Origin of the sequence: Nocardia sp. NPDC051750, assembly GCF_044453135.1 — a bacterium.
Lineage (GTDB): Bacteria > Actinomycetota > Actinomycetes > Mycobacteriales > Mycobacteriaceae > Nocardia.
Map to the genome: position 1 here is coordinate 104,014 of NZ_JBITCK010000001.1, position 20,996 is coordinate 125,009.

The following is a 20,996-nucleotide window of genomic DNA, read 5'->3' on the forward strand; positions in this document are numbered from 1 at the left end:
ACCGGCACATCCTTCAGAACCACCTGGACGGCGTTGCCGTCGCGGTCGAGGACGAAGGCAGCGCGCAGGTTTTCGTGCCGGTCCAGCAGTGCCTGCGCCGCCCCCCGCAACCGATCGCTGTCCACCCGGCCGGCCAGTGTCAACACTACTTGGCCGGCATACACATCCACCGAGGTCGCGGCGACCTGGGCATGGAACAGCATGCCGGCTTGCAGCGAGGACAGCGGCCAGATATCGGCAACCGGCATCGGGAATCGATGTTCGATCGCGTCGATATCGGATTGGGAGAGGGCCACCATACCGAAATCGGAGGGGGTAAACCCACCGGCACCCGCGGAATTAGCATGTTGGGCAACAGCTTCCAGCGCACGTACCAACAACTCGCCGAACTCGTGCACTTCCTCGGCGCTGAGCAGGGTGGACGGGTACCCGATACGTGCGGTGAACATATCCTCGGCGACCACGGCATTGATATCCAGCAGCGTCAGCACTGGCATATCCGCGTCGAAGGCCGCATTCACCGCCAGATCGTTCGCCGGCAGCCAGCCGAAATCACGCATCTCGGTGGAGATCTCACTTGCCCCGGTAGACCGGCCCAGATAGTTGAAACTCACCTGGCCGGGCGGTTCGACCGGCAACTCGCCCGCGGTCCGGTGATTCATCTCGCTCAGCAGGCCGTAGCCGATACCCTTGTCCGGCACCGCGAGGAGCTGTTCCTTCACCGCCTTGAGTGCCGCTCCCATCGATGAACCACCGGCGAGCGCATCCTCGATATCGATACCGGCCAGGGCGAACCGCACCGGGAAGACCGTGGTGAACCAGCCGACGGTATGCGATAGATCGGCACCGGGCACGACCGTTTCCTCACGACCGTGGCCCTCCAGCTGGATCAGCAGTGGATCATCAATCCCTGCCGCGTGCACCCGCCGCGCCCGCCAGGTATTGGTGGCCAGTACCAGCGCGGTGAGCAAACCGTCGTTGACCCCACCGTGGAACAAAGCCGGCACGGTGGTGAGGAGAGCCTGGGTGACCTCGGGCGATACCCGCACCGAATAGGTATCGACCACTCCGGCGGTATCGACCTCCGGGTCCCGACCGCGATCGGTCAGTAATGGATCGACGGTATCGACGACCGTCCGCCAGTACTCCAGTTCGGCCATTCGCTCGTCACTGTCCGCCTGCTCGGCGAGCGCGTGCGCCCAGGTCCGCATGGATGTGGTCGGCTTCGACAGTTCCGGTTCCTGTCCGGCGCTGTGCGCACCGGCCGACAGCACGAAGTCGGGGATCAGAATGCGCCACGACACGCCGTCGACCACCAAGTGATGCGCGACGACAATCAAATAGCCCGCCCGATCGGCGGTATCCGGTTCCAACCAGACGAACCGCAGCATCATGCCGTCGTGGGGATCCAGCCGATCCAACGCGGAATCGACAGCAGCGGTTGCTGTTTCCTGCAGTTGTTCATCGTCGGCGGCACTGTCGAAGACGGTGTGGTCGATGAGCGTATCCACCGCGACCGACCCGGGCTCGGATGTTTCCACAACCCACTCGCCATCCACCAGGGACAACCGCGACCGCAACATATCGTGCCGATCGAGCACTGGCTCCAGCACCGCGGCAATAGTCGCGCGGGTAACCCCTACCGGCAGGTTCAGTGTCGACAATTGATGGAAACGCCCGAATGAGCCGTAGCGCTCGACCATGGTCCGCACCACCGGCGTGAGCGGCATCCGGCCGACCCCGGCACCTGGCAATTCGGCCAGGGTCCGGCTTGCGTCATCCGCCGATTCCGCGAACTCGGCAACCGAAGCGAGTCCGGACACAGTGCGCTGCTCGAACACCTGCCGCGGGGTGAACACCACACCACGCGCCTTGGCCCGCGATACCAACTGAATGGAGATAATACTGTCGCCGCCGAGACCGAAGAAATCATCGTCCGTGCCGACCCGCTCGACTCCGAGAACCTCGGCGAATATCTCCGCCACGGTCTCCTCGAGCCGGGTCGAGGGTGCCCGGAATCCCGCCACCTCGAACACCGGCTCCGGCAACGCCTTACGGTCCAGTTTGCCCGAGGCATTCAGCGGGAACTCATCCAGCTCGACGAAAGCCGCCGGCACCATATACGACGGCAGCCGATCGTACAGCTGAGTACGCAGTGCGTCGGTGTCGATTGTCGCGCCGGCAGCCGGTACCAGATACCCCACCAACTGATCGCCGGCCCGGGTATGACGCAGCACAACCAGCGCCTGTGCCACGGTATCCCGTTCGGTGAGCGCGGCCTCGATTTCCCCGGGCTCGATCCGCTGGCCGTGCAGCTTCACCTGGAAATCACTGCGGCCCAGGTACTCCAGCTGCCCTGCGGAAGTCCACCGGGCCATATCGCCGGTGCGATACATCCGCTCGCCGGCGCGCAATGGATTCGCGACAAAACTCGTGGCGGTCAGATCGGGGCGAGCCAGGTAGCCGTGCGCCAGCTGCGCACCACTGATATAGAGCTCGCCGGGAATACCCGCCGGTACAGGCCGTAACCGGTTGTCGAGGACGTAGGCCTGGGTATTGAGACCCGGAACACCGATGGGCACAGCTCCGGTTTCGGCATCGGTCACCTCGCAGGCAATGACATCGATCGTGGTCTCGGTCGGCCCATACGTATTGAACAGGCGGCCTGCGGTGCGCTCCCGCAACCGCTGCACGATATCGCTGGAGAGCAGTTCCCCACCGAGGACGATAGTGCGCAGCCCGGCCCATGTTTCCGGCTCGGATTCGGAAAGGAAAACCGAGAGCATCGAAGGTACGAACTCTACATACGTAATGCCTTCGCCGGCGATCAGGCCGGTCAGGTACTCGGCGTCGCGATGCCCCTCCGAACGCGCAATGACCAGACGAGCGCCGACCTGCAATGGGAGGAAGAACTCCACCACAGCCGGGTCGAATGTTGCCAGCGTGCGCTGCAGCAGCACATCGTCGGCGCCGACCAGATACCGTGCGCGGGCGGTCTGCAGGTAGTTGACCACAGCCCGATGCGAGACCGCCACACCCTTCGGGCGGCCAGTGGAGCCCGAGGTGAAAATCGCGTAAGCGGTATTGTCCGGGCGCAGCGGCCGCAGCCGATCAGCATCGGTGAGCGGGGTATCGGCGAAACCGGAGAGATCCAATCGATCGATACGCACCTGCCCATCGATCCCCGGATCGAGGTCTTCGCCCGAGGTGAGCACGCAGACCGGGCGCGCGGTATCGATAATGTAGTCGAGCCGGTCCACGGGCTGGTCCGGGTCCATCGGCACATACGCACCGCCGGCCGCCACCACCGCATACGCGGCGGTGAGCAGGTCGAACGACCGGCGCATCCCCAGGGCCACAAAGGTTTCCGTCCCCACCCCGGCGCCGCGCAGCCACCGCGCCAGCCGGTGCACCCGGCTCGCGAATTCCGCATAGGACAGGTTGGTTTCGTCGAGAGTGAGTGCCACCCGGTCCGGATTCTCCGACACCATCCGGGTGAACCGGTCCAGCAACAGACCGGGTTCGATCGCCTGCTCGGTGGCATTCCACCGGTGCAGCACCAGTTCACGTTCGGCCGCATCGAGCAACTCGATCTCACCGACCGCGATCCCGGGATCAGCGGCCACCCCGGCCAGCACGCGCACCAACCGATCCGCAAACCCGGCGACCGTCGCCTGGTCGAACAGCGCGGTGGCGTAGGTCATATAACCGGTCAACCCCGCCGGAGCACCCGTCGTGTCGTAACTATCGCTGAGGATCAAGCTCAGGTCTTCCTGGGCGATCTCGGCGCCGGTATCCATTCCGGATACCGAGAGATCGGGAAGTTCCAGGCTGGTCTGCGCCAGGTTCTGCAAGGCGAAGCCCACTTGGTACAGCGGATTCCGCGCCGTCGACCGCACCGGGTTCAACGCTTCCACCAGCTGTTCGAACGGCACATCGGCATGCGCGAGGGCCGTGATATCGGCTTCGCGCTGGCGTGCCAGCAGCTCGGTGAACGATTCCCCACCGTCGAGCTCGGTCCGGAATACCAGTGTGTTGACGAACATGCCGATCACATCGTCGAGGGCGGCTTCGCCGCGACCTGCGACCGGGGTACCGATCGCGATATCGCCGGTACCCGACAACCGGGCCAGCAACACCGCAAACGCGGTATGCAGCACCATGAACAAGGTCGCGCCCTGGTTGCGGGCGATATCGGCCAGCGCCCGATGCAGCCGCGCATCGATATGCACCTCGACCCGTCCACCGGCATACGACTGCGTGGCCGGCCGCGGCCGGTCCGTCGGCAGATCCAGCTGCTCGGGCAGATCTGCCAGTGCCGACCGCCAGTACGCGAGCTGCGCATAGGCCAACGACGACGGATCAGTGCTCTCGCCCAGCAGGTTCCGCTGCCAGATGGCGAAATCGGCGTACTGCACCGGCAGCGGCTCCCACTCCGGCGCCCGTCCGGCAGCCCGCGCCGAATACGCGGTCATCAGATCCCGCGTCAATGGCGTCATGGACGAACCATCACCAGAAATATGATGCACCACCGCGGCCAGCACGAATTCGTCTGCCGCACCGTCGATCCGCAACAAGGTCACCTGAACCGGGACCCGGGCAGCGACATCGAACGACATCGCCGCAAGCTCAGCCAGCACCGCCGGAATCTCGTCCGCGGCCACCGTACGGATCTCCAGCTCCGGTACCGCACCCGTGGCCGGCAGCACCACCTGCGCCGGCCCGGATTCGGTCTCCGGATACACCGTTCGCAGCACCTCGTGCCGGGCGACCAGATCTCCGACCGCCTGCCGCAGGGCCGGCACATCGAGCTTCCCGGACAACCGGATCACCATCGGGATGTTGTAGGCGGCCGCACCGCCGTCGAACCAGTCCAGGAACCACATCCGCTGCTGCGCCAGCGATAGCGGGATCCGTGTCACGACCTCACCGGACGGCAACACCCGCGTGGGCCGCGACTGCGGTACCAGCGGCGGACGCCCACCGGAACCGGCCTGCTCTTCGAGACGGGCCGCCAGCGCGCCGACAGCGGAAGCCTCGAACAGTGTCCGGACCGGCACCTGGGTGTTCAGCGCCGCACCCAGCCGCGCGACGGCCTGGGTCGCGAGCAGCGAGTTACCGCCGAGCGCGAAGAAGTCGTCCTCCACGCCGACCCGCTCCACACCGAGGACCTCGGCGAGCACACCGGCCACCACATTCTCGGTCGGCGTCGACGGCGCCCGGAATTCGCGCACCTCGAAGACGGGTTCCGGCAATGCCCTGCGGTCCAGCTTGCCTGCCGGGGTCAGCGGGATCGCATCGAGCACCGTGATCGACAACGGCACCATGTACTCCGGCAACCGCTGCCCGACATACTCACGAACCTCGCCGGTATCAACCGTATGACCCGACGCGGCAACCACATACGACACGAGCGAGACCACGCCCGCGGAATTCTCGTGGCCCGTGGTCACCGCGAAATCAACGGTGTCGTGCGCGGTGAGCGCGGCATCGATCTCACCGAGCTCGATACGGAAACCACGCACCTTCACCTGGAAATCGTTACGACCCACATACTCCACCGCGGGATCGCCCGCGGCGTCACGACGCCACCGCACCACATCACCGGTGCGGTACAGGCGGGCACCCGGTGCACCGTGGGGGTCGGCGACAAAGCGGCCGGCGGTGAGACCCGGCCGGGCATGGTAACCACGCGCCAGCTGCACACCACCGACATACAGCTCCCCGGCCACACCCTCGGGCACCGGATTCAACCGGTCGTCGAGCACCAGGGTGCGCATACCCCGCACCGGCCCACCGATGGTGATCGGGTCGCCCGGAAGCAACTGCCGGCTGATGTTGGTCGCGATGGTCGCTTCGGTCGGACCGTAGGCATTGTGGAACCGGCGTTCGAGCCCGTCCTGATGCGTGGTGGACCACTTGCCGACCAGGTCGGCCGAAATCGCCTCGCCACCGGCGATGATCACTTCCATAGCCGCGAGATCCGCGGCATCCAGCGATGCCAGCACCGACGGTGTGATCAGACCGACCGTCACACCTTCGCGAGCGATCAGCTCGCCCAGCTCGGCGCCACCGTAGGTACCGGTCGGCACCACAACCAGCGCACCCGCCGAACCGACAGCCAGTAGCAACTCCAGGATCGACGCGTCGAACGACGGCGACGCGAACGCCAGCGCCCGCGACGCCGGAGTCAGCTGGTACCGCTCGACCTGTTCCGCACTGAAGTTCGCCAAGCCCGCATGGCTGACGACCACGCCCTTGGGTAGCCCGGTGGAGCCCGAGGTGTAGATGACATATGCGGTATTCGCCGGAGTCAACGGCCGCACCCGGTCGGCGTCGGTCACCGGCTCGGCCGAGTAGCGGTCCAGATCCAACTCGTCGAGGACCAGCCAGTCCACCGAATCCGGCAGATCACCGCGCACCGAGGACACGGTGATGCCCACGGGCGCACCCGAATCGGTGAGCATATGCACGATCCGGTCTTCAGGATAGGTCGGGTCGATCGGCAGGAACGCCGCACCCGACTTGGTCACCGCCCACTCGGCCAGCACCGAATCCGCCGACCGCGGCACCGCCACAGCCACCAGATCCTCGGCGCCCAACCCGTCACTGATCAGCACCCGAGCCAGACGGTTCGACCGCTCGTCGAATTCCCCGTAAGAGTGCCGGACACCGTCGAACACCACCGCCGGCGCCGCCGGATCCACCGCCGCCGCGGTAGCCAGCAACTCCGGCAACGTGCCCGCCGGCACCGCCGGCCCACCCGTCCGGGACAGCGCCGCGGCCCGTTCGGTCTCATCCAGGATCTCGACCGCGCCCAGCACCACATCCGGGTCGGCGGCAACCGCCGCCAGCAGCCGCTGGAACCGGGTGATCATCGTGTGCGCGGTCGCTTCGTCGAACAGTTCCGTGGCGTAGTTCAGGTTCAGAACCATTCCACCCGCGGCGTTCTCACCCAAGGTGAACTGAAGATCGAAACGCGCCACATCGTCGGCGAGTTCCACACCCGACACTTCGAGCCCCGCCAGCTCCAGCGCCGGCTGCTCATTGTTCTGGAACGACAGCGCCACCTGGAACAGCGGGTTGCGGGCCTGCGAACGCTCCGGCGACAACAGATCCACCAGACGTTCGAACGGCACATCCGCGTGCCCGAACGCGTCCAGATCGGCATGCTTCGCCCGATCCAGCAGATCGGCGAAGGTCTCACCCGAATCGACCACCGTACGGAGCACCAGGGTGTTGACGAACATCCCGACCAGATCGTCGAGCGCCCGCTCACCACGACCCGCGATCGGCGTACCGATCGCAATATCGTCGCTACCGGACAACCGCGCCAGCAACGCCGCCAAACCGGCGTGCAACACCATGAACATCGACGCGCCCCGGGCGCGGGCCAGCGCGTCGAGCTGACGGACCAGCTCGGCGCCGATCTCCGCCCGCACCGTGGCGCCCTGGAACGAAGCCGCGGCCGGCCGTGGCCGATCGGTGGGCAGTACCAGCTCGTCCGGCAGGTCCGCCAGCGTTTCCTGCCAGAACGCGACCTGCCGCGCCATCACCGACTCGGGATCGTCCTCGGTCCCCAGCACCCGACGCTGCCACAGGGCATAGTCGGCGTATTGGACCGGCAACGGCGCCCACATGGGGCCGTCATCGAATACACGCGCTGTGTACGCGATCATCACGTCACGCACCAGCGGTGTCATCGAGAATCCGTCGCCGGCGATATGGTGCACGACCACGACGAGCACATGGTCGTCGGGCGCGATCTCGAACAGCCGGATCCGCAGCGGGACGGTACGGGCTACATCGAAACCGGCCGCCACGAATTCGGTGACCTCGGTGATCATTTCGGCCGCCGTCACGGTGACCGGTCCCAGCGCCAGATCCACATCTTCGGGCGGCACTATCACCTGCACCGGGATCCCGTCGGCTTCCGGATAGAAGGTGCGCAGCGACTCGTGCCGGAGCACCACATCGGATACCGCCCACCGCAGTGCCGAGACGTCCAGATCACCCGTCAGCCGGATCGCCGTCGGCAGGTTGTAGGCCACTGACGAGGTGTCGTACTGGTTGAGGAACCACATCCGCTGCTGCGCAAACGACAACGGGATCAGGTCCGGCCGCGGACCGGCCACCAAGGCCTGGCGCCCGCCGGTGCCGGCCTGCTGCTCCACCCGCGCCGCCAACGCGGCCACAGTCGAATCCTCGAACAGCATCCGCACCGGCACAGTGGTGTCCAGCGCGGCACCGATCCGGGCGACCACCTGGGTCGCGATCAGCGAGTTACCACCCAGAGCGAAGAAATCATCATCGGCACCGATACCCGACACACCGAGCAACTCGGCGAAGACACCGGCCACGATCTCCTCGATCGGCGTCGACACCGCCCGCGAACCCGCCGCCTCGAACACCGGAGCGGGCAACGCCCGGCGATCCAGCTTCCCGTTGATCGTCAACGGAATCCGATCCAGCACAACAAAAGCAGACGGAACCATGTAGCTGGGCAACCGCTGCGCCGCACCGTCACGGATCGCCCCCAGATCAGGCGCAGCCCCGGACTCGGCAACCACATAGCCGACAATTCGCTGATCGCCGGGTACGTCCTCCCGGACGATCACCGCAGCCTGCGCGACACCGGACTGCGCCAGCACGGCGGCCTCGATCTCACCCAGCTCGATCCGGAAACCACGGATCTTCACCTGATCATCGGAACGACCGAGATACTCGAGTTCACCGGAACGGTTCCAGCGGGCAACGTCACCCGACCGATACAGACGGGCACCCGGCGCACCGAACGGATCGGCCACGAAACGCGCCGCCGAAAGATCCGGCCGCCCCAGATAACCGCGCGAGAGTTGCCCACCCGATACATACAACTCACCCGGCACACCCACCGGAACCGGCCGCAACCGGTCGTCCAGCACGTAGGTCTGCAGCCCGGCCAGCCCGCGACCGATGACACTACCCGCGGCCTCCGCGACAACAGCCGCGTTCAAGGCCCGATAAGACACGTGCACCGTGGTCTCGGTGATGCCGTACATGTTCACCAGCAGCGGCGACGCGGTCTCCCGGCCATCGACCGGCCGGCGGTGGCCGGCGGTGCCGTCACCGTGCCGCTCGATCCAGTCGGAGAGCCGCCGCAACTCCAGCGCTTCACCACCGAAGATCACATACCGCAATGCGAGCGCATCCGCCTCGGGGTTCGCGGTCCGGTCGGCTTCGGCCAGCTGGTAGAACGCCGACGGGGTCTGGTTCAGGACGGTGACCCGCTCGGTGCGCAGCAGCTCCAGGAACTGCTCCGGCGACCGGGTCGTGAAGTAGTCCACCACCACCGACGTGCCGCCGAACAGCAGCGGCCCCCACAGTTCCCAGACCGAGAAGTCGAAGGCATAGGAGTGGAACAACGTCCACACATCGTCGGGCCCGAAACCGAATTCCTGCTCGGTATTGGCGAACAGCCGCACCACATTCCGATGCGCCACCGCAACACCCTTCGGGCGTCCCGTGGAACCTGACGTGTAGATGACATACGCGGTGTTGTCCGCCCGCAACGGCGCGAGACGATCGGCATCGGTGACCGGCGCATCACTGAACTCGCCATCGGCGCCGTCCAGCAGTACCTGCGGCAGGCCCGCGGGGAGTTCCACCGTCACGGTGGCATCCAGCACTACGGCTTCCGGCCGGGCATCGGCGAGTACATAAGCGATCCGGTCCGCCGGCGAATCCGGGTCCACCGGCACGTAACCGGCACCGGACTTGATCACCGCCAGCAGCACCACTACCAGGTCCAGTGACCGCGGAAGCAATACCGCTACCAGTGATTCCGGACCCGCACCCGCGGCGATCAACCGCCGCGCCAGCACATTCGCCCGGCGATCCAACTCGGCGTAAGTGAGCAGCTCACTACCGAACTTCACCGCGGTCCGCTGCGCGTGCTCGCTCACGACAGTATCGAAAAGACTTGCCAGAGTGGCAGTTTCCGGACCCTCGATCGGAGCGCCATCCAGGGCGAACACCCCCGCACCGGCATCGGCGCGCGTGCTCACCCAGTTCCGCAGCACATTCGACCGCTCCGCCTCGTCGAGCACATCGATATCCCCGACCACGACGTCCGTATCCGCCACGGCGGCACGCAGAATGCGCAGGAACCGATCGGCGAAACCGGCCACCGTCTCCGCATCGAACAGATCCGTGGCGTAAACGAACTCGGCCTCCATACCGGGGTCGTTCTGCGGTGTCTCGCTCAGCGTCAGTGTCAGATCGTAGTTCGTCACGGGGAATTCGAATCCCACGTCCGCCACGGTGAGGCCGGGCAGTTCCAGCCGGATCTCACCGAGGTTCTGGAAGGTCAGCAGCACCTGGAAGAGCGGTTGATGCGACTGGGACCGTACCGGGTTGAGGGTTTCGACAATCTGCTCGAACGGCACATCGGCATGGGTGAACGCCTGCAGGGCACGATCCCGCACCTGGGCGAGCAGATCACTGAACGACGTGCCGGAATCGACCTCGGTCCGCAACACAAGCGTGTTGACGAACATACCGACCAGATCGTCGAGCAACCGATCACCACGGCCCGCGATCGGCGTGCCGACAGCGATATCGGTGGTCGCGCTGGACCGGGCGAGCATCGCCGCGTACGCGCTGTGCACGAGCATGAACAACGTGACGCCCTGCGCGTGCGCGACGCGGTTCAACTGTTCGATCAGCTCACCCGGCAGCGAGAACCGGTACATCGCGGCACGCCCCGAGAGAACCGCCGGACGTTCCCGGCTCGACAACGGAAGTACCTCGGGCAGGTCGGCCAGTTCCGCCCGCCAGAAATCCAACTGCTGAGAGACCAGCGACGACTGATCATCGACGGACCCCAGCATCTCGCGCTGCCACATCGCGTAGTCGATGTATTGCACGGCCAGCGGCTCCCACTGGGGGGCCGCGCCCATCGACCGGGCAGCGTAGGCGATCATCAGGTCACGGGTCAGCGACCGCAACGAGAAGCCGTCGGCCGCTATATGGTGCACCACCGCGGCCAGCAGGTGATCGTCATCGGACAGGCGGTATACCCGCAACCGGAGCGGGAGTTCCCGGGTCAGATCGAAACCGTTGCCGACGAACTCGGCTATCGATGCCCGGAGTTCGTGATCGATCTCGGAGCCGGATATCGCGTCCGGGCGGGATTCGACCGTCTCCATATCCAGAACGGCCTCGTGCGGCGGCAGCACCTGCTGGTAGCCCACACCGTCGTAGGACGGGTACACCGTGCGCAGGGGTTCGTGCCGGGCCATCAGATCGGCCACGGCAAGGGCCAGCGCCGCGATATCGACCGTCCCGCTCAGCCGCAGCACCACCGGAATGTTGTCGAACGCGGATCCCGGCTCGAACCGGTTGAGGAACCACATACGTTGCTGAGCCTGCGCCAGCGACGGCCGCTCCGGACGGGAACGAGCCGTGAGAACGGGGCGCCCGCCGGTGCCGGCCTGCTGCTCCACCCGCGCCGCCAACGCGGCCACAGTCGAATCCTCGAACAACATCCGCACCGGCACAGTGGTGTCCAGCGCGGCACCGATCCGGGCGACCACCTGGGTCGCGATCAGCGAGTTACCACCCAGAGCGAAGAAATCATCATCGGCACCGATACCCGACACACCGAGCAACTCGGCGAAGACACCGGCCACGATCTCCTCGATCGGCGTCGACACCGCCCGCGAACCCGCCGCCTCGAACACCGGAGCGGGCAACGCCCGGCGATCCAGCTTCCCGTTGATCGTCAACGGAATCCGATCCAGCACAACAAAAGCAGACGGAACCATGTAGCTGGGCAACCGCCCGGCCGTACCGTCGCGCACGATGTCCTGATCGAATTCGATCCCGGGCTCGGGCACCACGTAGCCGACGATCCGGTGATCCCCCGGATTGTCCTCCCGGACGATCACCGCGGCCTGCGCGACACCCGGCTGCGCCAGCACCGCGGCCTCGATCTCACCCAGCTCGATCCGGAAACCACGCACTTTCACCTGATCATCGGCACGACCCAGGTATTCGAGTTCGCCGAAGCGGTTCCAGCGGGCGACGTCACCGGAACGGTACAGGCGCGCACCGGGTTCACCCAGCGGATCGGCCACGAAGCGCGACACGGTCAGGTCCGCGCGGCCCAGGTATCCGCGGGCCAGCTGCACACCGGAGACATATAGTTCACCCGGCACCCCGACCGGCGCCGGCCGCAGACGCTGGTCCAGTACATAGACCTTCAGTCCACCCAGCGCACGACCCACCACGCTACCGGCCGCACCGGCGATGGTGGCCGCATCGAGTGCCCGGTAGGACACGTGCACCGTGGTCTCGGTGATGCCGTACATATTCACCAGCAACGGCGACGCGGTCTCCCGGCCATCAACCACCTGGGTACGCCCGACCGTGCCGTCACCGTGCCGCTCGACCCAATCCGCGAGCCGGCGCAACTCCAGCGCCTCACCACCGAACACCACGTACCGCAGCGCGAGCGCACCCGCCTCCGGACCCGCGGCCCGATCCGCCTCGGCCAGCTGATAGAACGCCGAGGGCGTCTGGTTCAGCACCGTCACCCGCTCGGCACGCAACAACTCGAGGAACTGCTCCGGCGACCGCGAGACGTAGTAGTCGACGACCACCAACGTGCCACCGAACAGCAGCGGCCCCCACAGTTCCCAGACCGAGAAGTCGAAGGCATAGGAGTGGAACAACGTCCACACATCGTCGGGCCCGAAACCGAATTCCTGCTCGGTATTGGCGAACAGACGCACCACATTCCGATGCGCCACCGCAACACCCTTCGGGCGTCCCGTGGAACCTGACGTGTAGATGACATAGGCGGTGTTGTCCGGCCGCAACGGCGCGAGACGATCGGCATCGGTGACCGGGCCGTCGTCGGCGTCCTCGATATCACCGGTCTCCACCGCGTAACCGTCGACCGCCACCCGCGAGACACCGGATGGAAGTTCCACCCACATCGAGGAGTCCAGTACCACGGTCGCCGGACGTGCGTCGTCGAGAATGTAGGTGAGCCGTTCTGCCGGTGAATCCGGGTCCACCGGAACATAACCGGCACCCGATTTGATCACCGCGAGCAGGGCGACGATCAGATCCAGCGAACGCGGCAGCAGCACCGCGACAAGGCTTTCCGGTCCGGCACCCTCGGCGATCAGCCGCCGGGCAAGCACATTGGCCCGGCGATCCAGCTCGGCGTAGGTGAGTTGCTCATCGCCGAACTTCGCCGCCGTCCGCCGCGGGTACTCACCGACGACTGCCTCGAAAAGACTTGCCAGAGTAGCTGTCCCGGGCAGATCGACCGGCCGTCCGTCGACACTGAATACACCGGGGGCGGCGTCGGGACGGGTACCCGTCCAGTGCCGCACCACGTCCGCACGCTCGGGTTCGGCGAGCAGATCGATATCGCCGATCGCGATATCCGGATCCGTGACGACCGCGCGCAGGATCCGCACCAGTCGATCGGCGAATCCGGCCACGGTCTCCGCGTCGAACAGGTCGGTGGCGTACGACCACTGCATGAGCAGGCCACTGTCGGTGGTCGCCCCCGTGCCGACGCTCAGTTGCAGATCGAATTTCGCCAGACCGGGATCGAATTCCACAACCTCGAGATCGAGCCCCGGCAGGGAAACAGCCCGCGTCTCGGCCACCGACGCGGCCTCGAACGTCAGCGCCAGCTGGAACAGCGGGTGATGCGCCTGCGAACGGCGCGGATTCAGGATGTCGACCAGCCGCTCGAACGGCACTTCGGCATTTCCGAATGCCTCCAGGTCGATACGCTGGACTTCGGCCAAGAGCTCGGTGAACGCTGCGTCTTGGGCCACTTCGGTACGCAACACAAGGGTGTTGACGAACATCCCGATCAGATCGTCCAACGCCTGCTCACCGCGGCCGGCGATCGGGCTTCCGATGGCGATATCGGCGCTGCCGGACATCCGCATCGCCCAGGTTGCCAGCGCCGCATGCATCACCATGAACAACGTGGTGCCATGCGCGCGGGCCAGATCCTCCAGGGCCGCGCGCAGGGTCGCGTCGACGGCGAAATCATGCGCCGCGCCTACATTGGAGGCGATCTCGGGGTGCGGACGGTCGGCTGGCAGTTCCAGCCGGTCCGGCAGATCCCGCAACCGTTCGCTCCAGTAGGCGATCTGCTCGGCGACAACGGATTCCGGATCATCTTCGGAACCGAGCACCGTGCGCTGCCACAGCGCGTAATCGGCGTACTGAACGGCCAGCGGTTCCCAGTCGGGTGCCATGCCACTGCAGCGATTGGTGTACGCGACTACGAGATCTCGCAGCAGCGGGCGGACCGAGAACCCGTCGCTACTGATGTGGTGCGCGACGAACACCACGACGTGGGCGTTCTCGTCCAGACGCAACAATGTCACCCGGAACGGCAGTTCGATCGTGACATCGAACAACGCACCTGCCAACTCCAGGATCCGGGCGTCCAGGCCCGATGCGGAGATGGGTTCGGGGGTGAGATCGAAATCCACCTCGCCGATCGGCAACACCTTCTGGATGCCGACTCCGTCGATATCCGGGTAGACCGTGCGCAGCACCTCGTGTCGTTGCACCATATCGACGACGGCCGCCCGCAGCGCAGCGAGATCCAGCGCACCGGTGAGTTTGACAGCCAGCGGAATATTGTTGACCGCCGAACGATTGTCGAAGCGGTTCAGGAACCACATCCGCTGCTGCGCCAGCGACAGCGGCGCCCGCTCCACGACCTCACCCGAAGGCAACGCCACTGCCGGACGCGGCTGCGGCACCAGCGGGGCACGTCCGCCGATCCCGGCATGCTGCTCCACCCGGACAGCCAGGCCGGCCACCGTGGAGGCCTCGAACAATGCCCGCACCGGCACGGTGGTATCCAGCGCCTTGCCCAGCCGCGCCGCCACCTGCGTCGCGATCAGCGAGTTACCACCGAGTGCGAAGAACTCGTCGTCGGCGCCGACCCGGTCCGCTCCGAGTACCTCGGCGAACACCCCGGCCACGATCTCCTCGACCGGAGTGGACGGCGCCCGGAAGCCCCGGGCAGCGAACTCGGGCTCCGGCAATGCCTTGCGATCCAGCTTCCCGGAAGCGTTCAACGGCAGTGCGTCCAGCACAACCACCGCGGCCGGCACCATATACCCCGGCAGCACCGTGCGCACGTCATCGAGCAGTTCACCGGAGTCGATCCGCGCACCGGCTGCCGGCACCACATACGCGACCAACTGCTCGCCGAGTGCGGAAGTCACTACCGAGACGACGGCCCGGCCGACCCGAGGCCGCGCCTGCAGCGCGGATTCGATCTCGCCGAGCTCGATCCGCTGCCCCCGCAGCTTCACCTGGAAGTCCGCCCGGCCCCGATACTCGAGCTCTCCATCCGGCCGCCGGGAGACCAGGTCGCCGGTGCGATACATCCGGCCACCCGACCCGAACGGATCGGCGACGAACCGTTCGGTCGTCAACCCCGGGCGCCCCGCATAACCACGCGCCACTTGCGCACCCGACAGGTACAGCTCACCGGTGACCCCCGCGGGCACCGGATGCAACCGCGAGTCGAGGACATACGCCCGGGTGTTGAATACCGGAACACCGATCGGCACCGAGGCCATATCGGCGGCCGTCACCTCATGGAATGTCGCATCCACCGCCGTCTCGGTCGGGCCGTACACATTGTGCACCCGGGCACCGGTCAGCTCCCGCACCCGGCGACCCAATTCGACCGGTAGCGCTTCACCGCCGGCGAACACATGCCGCAAACCGGTGTATCCGGCCAACCGCTCATCGACAGCAACCAATGCCAGCACCGAGGGAACGAACTGCACCACGGTCACCCGCTCCGCGATGACGGTCCGCACCATGTAGTCCGGGTCGAGATGACCGTCCGGCTCGGCCACCACCAGCCGCGCACCGACCTGCAGGGGCAGGAAGAACTCCCAGACCGAGGCGTCGAACGTCACCGCGGTCTTCTGCAGCAGACTGTCCTCGGCGCCCAGGCCGTACTGCTCGATCGACCACACCAAGGTGTTGGCGATCGCGGCGTGCGATACCGCCACGCCCTTCGGCCGCCCCGTCGAACCCGATGTGAAAATCACATACGCCGTGTTCTCCGGTCGCACCGGAGCCACCCGCTCCGCATCGGTCACCGGCGCGGTATCGAAATCACTCGTGTCGAGTGCGTCCAGCACCAGCACGGGCAGACCTGTCCCCTCGGGAACAGCCGCGGCGTCATCGGCGGTGGTCAATACGCATACCGGTGCCGCGGCATCCAGAAGGTAGCCGATCCGCTCGGCCGGATGATCCGGGTCCACCGGCACGTAGGCCCCGCCCGCGGTCACGATCGCATACATGCCGACGACCAGGTCCACCGAGCGTCGCACGACGAGCCCGACCAGCGACTCCGGTCCCACACCCTGCGAAATCAGCAGCCGGGCAAGACTGTTCACCCGGGCATCGAATTCACGGTAGGTCAGCCGCTGATCCTCGAACGATACCGCCATGCGATCCGGATATGCCGCTACCGCCCGCGCGTAACCGTCCAGCAGCAGCTCCGTGTCCACCGCGAAATCGGTCGCGTTCCACTCGGTGAGCACCCGCGCCCGCTCGGCCGGGTCGAGGATCTCCAGGTCGCCCACAGCCACCGACGGATCGGCCGCGATCTCGGCCAGCAAGCGCACGAACCGATCCGCGAACCCTTCCGCCGACGCATGATCGAACAGATCCGCGGCGTAGGTGAGCACGGCACGGATACCGGCCGGGGCACCGCTGTCCGTGTACTCGTCCGCGACGACCAGGTTCAGGTCGAACTGGGAGATCCCGGTATCGATATCCATCCCCGACACCGTCAACCCCGGCAATTCCAGGCTCGACTGCACCAGATTCTGGAATGCCAGTCCGACCTGGAACAACGGATGCCGCGCCTGCGAGCGAACCGGGTTCAGCACCTCGACCAGTCGCTCGAAGGGCACATCCGCATGCGCGAAGGCCTGGATATCGACCTGCCGCTGCCGGTTCAGCAGTTCCGCGAACGACTCCCCGCGATCGACCTCGGTCCGGAACACCAGTGTGTTCACGAACATACCGATCAGATCGTCCAGTGCCCGCTCACCACGACCGGCCACCGGCGTGCCGATCGCAATATCATCGGTACCCGACAGCCGGGCCAGCAGGACCGCGAACGCCGTGTGCACCATCATGAACAACGTCGCGCCCTCCGCACGCGCCACCGTGTTCAATGCCGCGTGCAGTTCGGCGTCTATCTCGATCGGAACCCGGCCACCCACAGACGACCGCGCCGCCGGCCGGGGCCGATCCGCGGGCAGGTCCAGCTGTTCCGGCAGATCCGCCAGCGCCGTCTGCCAGTAGCCGATCTGCGCGGCCGCCATCGACGCCGGATCGGCTTCGTCCCCCAGCAGCTCCCGCTGCCAGATGCTGTAGTCCGCGTACTGCACGGGCAAGGGGGCCCAGCCCGGCACCTCACCGGCGGTGCGCGCGGCATAGGCAGTCATCACGTCGCGAACCAACGGCCCGGACGACGAACCGTCACCCGTGATGTGGTGCACCACCATCGCCAGCACGAAGTCACCGCGAACACGCCCGGCCGCGCCGAACGTATCGCCGGCCCCGGCGGTATCGCCTTCGACGTGGAACAGGGCCACCCGCAGGGGCACTTCTGCCGTCACATCGAAAACGGCTGCCGCCAGCTCCGAAACCGCGGAAACCACATCCCCGGCGGCGACCGAGCGCATTTCCATCCGGGGCGCGGCCTGCTCGACCGGCAGCACCACCTGCACCGGACCCGACTCGGTCTCCGGATACACCGTCCGCAACACCTCGTGCCGCGCCACGAGATCGGCCACCGCCGCCCGCAGCGCGTCCACATCCAGCTCACCCGTCAGCCGGATGGCCAGCGGAATGTTGTATGCGACCGACTGCTGATCGAAACGGTTGAGGAACCACATCCGCTGCTGCGCCAGCGACAACGGCGCAGCCTCCACGATCTCACCCGAGGCCAGGATCCGCTCCGCACGTGGCTGCGGTACCAGCGCCCTACGCCCACCGGGTACGGAATGCGTCTCGATCCGCGCGGCAAGAGCGGTGACGGTAGTTGCCTCGAACAACACCCGCACCGGCACATCGGTATCCAGCGCCTGCCCCACCCGCGCCGCGACCTGCGTCGCGACCAGGGAGTTACCGCCCAGAGCGAAGAAGTCGTCATCCGCGCCGACCCGGTCCACACCGAGGACATCGGCGAACACACCCGCGACGATCTCCTCGATCGGCGTCGACGGCGCCCGGAACTCACGGGTCCCGAATACCGGCTCCGGCAGCGCTTTACGATCCAGTTTCCCGGACGTGTTCAACGGGAAAGCGTCCAGCTCTACCACCGCGGCCGGAACCATGTAGGTGGGAAGGACATCCCGGACGGAATCCAGCAGCGCACCGGAAACGATCTCGGCTCCCGGCGCCGGCACCACATACGCGACCAGCTGCTCACCCAGATCCGAGCCCGCGACGGTGACCACCGCCTGGCTCACCTGCGGCTGGGCCAGCAACGCCGACTCGATCTCACCGAGTTCGATCCGCTGTCCGCGGAACTTCACCTGGAAATCGGTGCGGCCCAGGTATTCCAGGACCGGCCGGCCGTCCACCTGCGCCCAGCGCACCAGGTCGCCGGTGCGATACATCCGCGCGTCCGCGTCGAACGGATTCGCCACGAACCGGTCCGCGGACAGATCCGGACGCGTCACATACCCGCGCGCCAGCTGATCACCGGCCAGATACAGCTCACCGGTCACCCCCGCGGGTACCGGACGCAACCGCGAATCCAGTACGTACACGCGCGAATTCCACTGCGGGACACCGATCGGGACGCTGCCGGTCTCGGTACCGGTGGCCTGCCAATAGGTGATCGATACGGCGGCCTCGGTCGGGCCGTACAAATTGTGCACCGCGGCATCGGAAATACCGCGCATCGCCGCGACGGTCTCGGGCGGCAGCGCCTCACCGATCACGAACACATGCTCGAGCGACGGAATCGAACCCGCCGGCGTCTGCGCGGCGAACACCGTCAACATCGACGGCACGAAGTCGGTCACCGTCACCCGCTGTTCGGCGATCACCCGCGCGAGATACGCCGGGTCGCGATGACCATCCGGCGTTGCCACGACGAGCCGCGCACCGGCGGCCAGGGGCAGGAAGTAACCCCACAGCGACACATCGAACGTGGTCGCCGTCTTCTGCAAGTAGGTATCGCCGGCACCCATCGGGTACTCCGCCAGCATCCAGGCCACCTGGTTCGCGATCGCCGAATGCGGCACCGCCACACCCTTCGGGCGACCGGTCGAGCCGGACGTGAAAATCACATACGCGGTGTTATCGGGCCGAACCGGAGCCAGCCGATCGGCATCGGTCACCTGGGAGTCGGCGTACCCGGACCCCTCCATAGCGTCCAGCGCCAGTACGGGCAGACCTGTCCCCTCGGGAACAGCAGCCGCGTCCGCCGTAGTGGTCAGCACGCATACCGGTGCCGCGGTATCCAGGATGTAGCCGATCCGCTCCGCCGGATGCGCCGGATCCAGCGGCACATACGCACCGCCGGCGGTGATGACGGCATACATGCCGACCACCAGATCCAGCGACCGCGACATCACCAAACCGACCAGCGACTCCGGCCCCACGCCCTGCGCGATCAACACACGCGCCAGCCGGTTCACCTCAGCGGAGAACTCCCCGTAGGACAGACTCATCCCCTCGAACGACACCGCCACCCGATCCGGGTGTGCCGCCGCCGTCCGCTCGAACCCGTCCAGCAGCAACCGCTCCGCCAGGACGTGCTCGGTCGCGTTCCAGTCCGCCAGTACGCGGGTGCGTTCGACGGGCGCGAGAATATCGAGATCCCCGACCGGCAGCGCCGGATCGGCGACGATCTCACCCAGCAACCGGATGAACCGCTGCACAAAATCTTGTGCCGTGGCCCGGTCGAACAATGCCGTGGCGTAGGTCAGATGGCCCGCGACACCTTGCGGGGTACCCGCGGAGTCGTAGCTGTCGCCGACGATCAGATTCAGGTCGAACTGGGAGATCTCGGTATCGACCTCCACACCCGAGACCGTGAGCCCGGGCAGTTCCAGACCGGCCTGCGCCAGGTTCTGGAAGGTGAACCCGACCTGGAACAGCGGGTGCCGTGCCTGCGACCGCGCCGGATTCAGCACCTCGACCAGGCGCTCGAACGGCACATCCGCGTTCGCGAACGCCTGGATATCCACCTGACGCTGCCGCGTCAGCAGATCGGCGAACGACTCGCCACGGTCGAGCTGGGTCCGGAACACCAGCGTGTTCACGAACATACCGATCAAGCCGTCGAGGGCCTGTTCGGCACGACCCGCGACCGGCGTGCCGACAGTGATGTCATCACTACCGGACAACCGCGCCAGCAGCACGGCCAGCGCCGAATGCACCACCATGAACAAGGTCGCGCCCTGCTCCTGCGCCACCCGTAGCAAGCCCGCGTGCAGCTCGGCGTCGATCCCGACCTCTACCCGGCCACCGGCGAACGACTGCACCGCCGGTCGCGGCCGATCGGCGGGCAGATCCAACTGATCCGGCACACCGGCCAGCGCCGACTCCCAGTAGGCGAGCTGCCCGGCGGCCAGCGACCGCGAATCGTTCTCGTCGCCGAGCAGCTCCCGCTGCCACAGCGCGAAGTCGGCGTACTGCACCGGCAACGGCGCCCAGCCCGGCGCCTCACCCGCGGCCCGCGCGACGTACGCGGTCATCAGGTCACGCGTCAACGGACCCACCGACGAACCGTCACCGGAAATGTGGTGCACCACCATCGCCAGCACGAACTCGCCGGTCGCACCGGCGTCATGTGCGGTGCCCGCGGCTTCGTTCGAATCGTCCACCCGGAACAGTGCCACCCGCAGCGGCACCTCGGCCGTCACATCGAAACCGGACGACGCCAACTCACCTACGGCCGCAAC

Annotated in this window: 1 protein-coding gene (running past both ends of the window); it reads right to left on the reverse strand. The window is 66.5% G+C overall.

Every position in this 20,996-nt window falls within one protein-coding gene, locus ACIA75_RS00310, for a non-ribosomal peptide synthase/polyketide synthase, read on the reverse strand. The gene is 63,294 nt long; 25,900 of those nucleotides lie to the left of the window and 16,398 to its right, leaving coding positions 16,399-37,394 in view — codons 5,467 (complete) to 12,465 (partial); reading right to left, the first codon wholly in view occupies positions 20,994-20,996. The start codon and the stop codon both lie outside this window.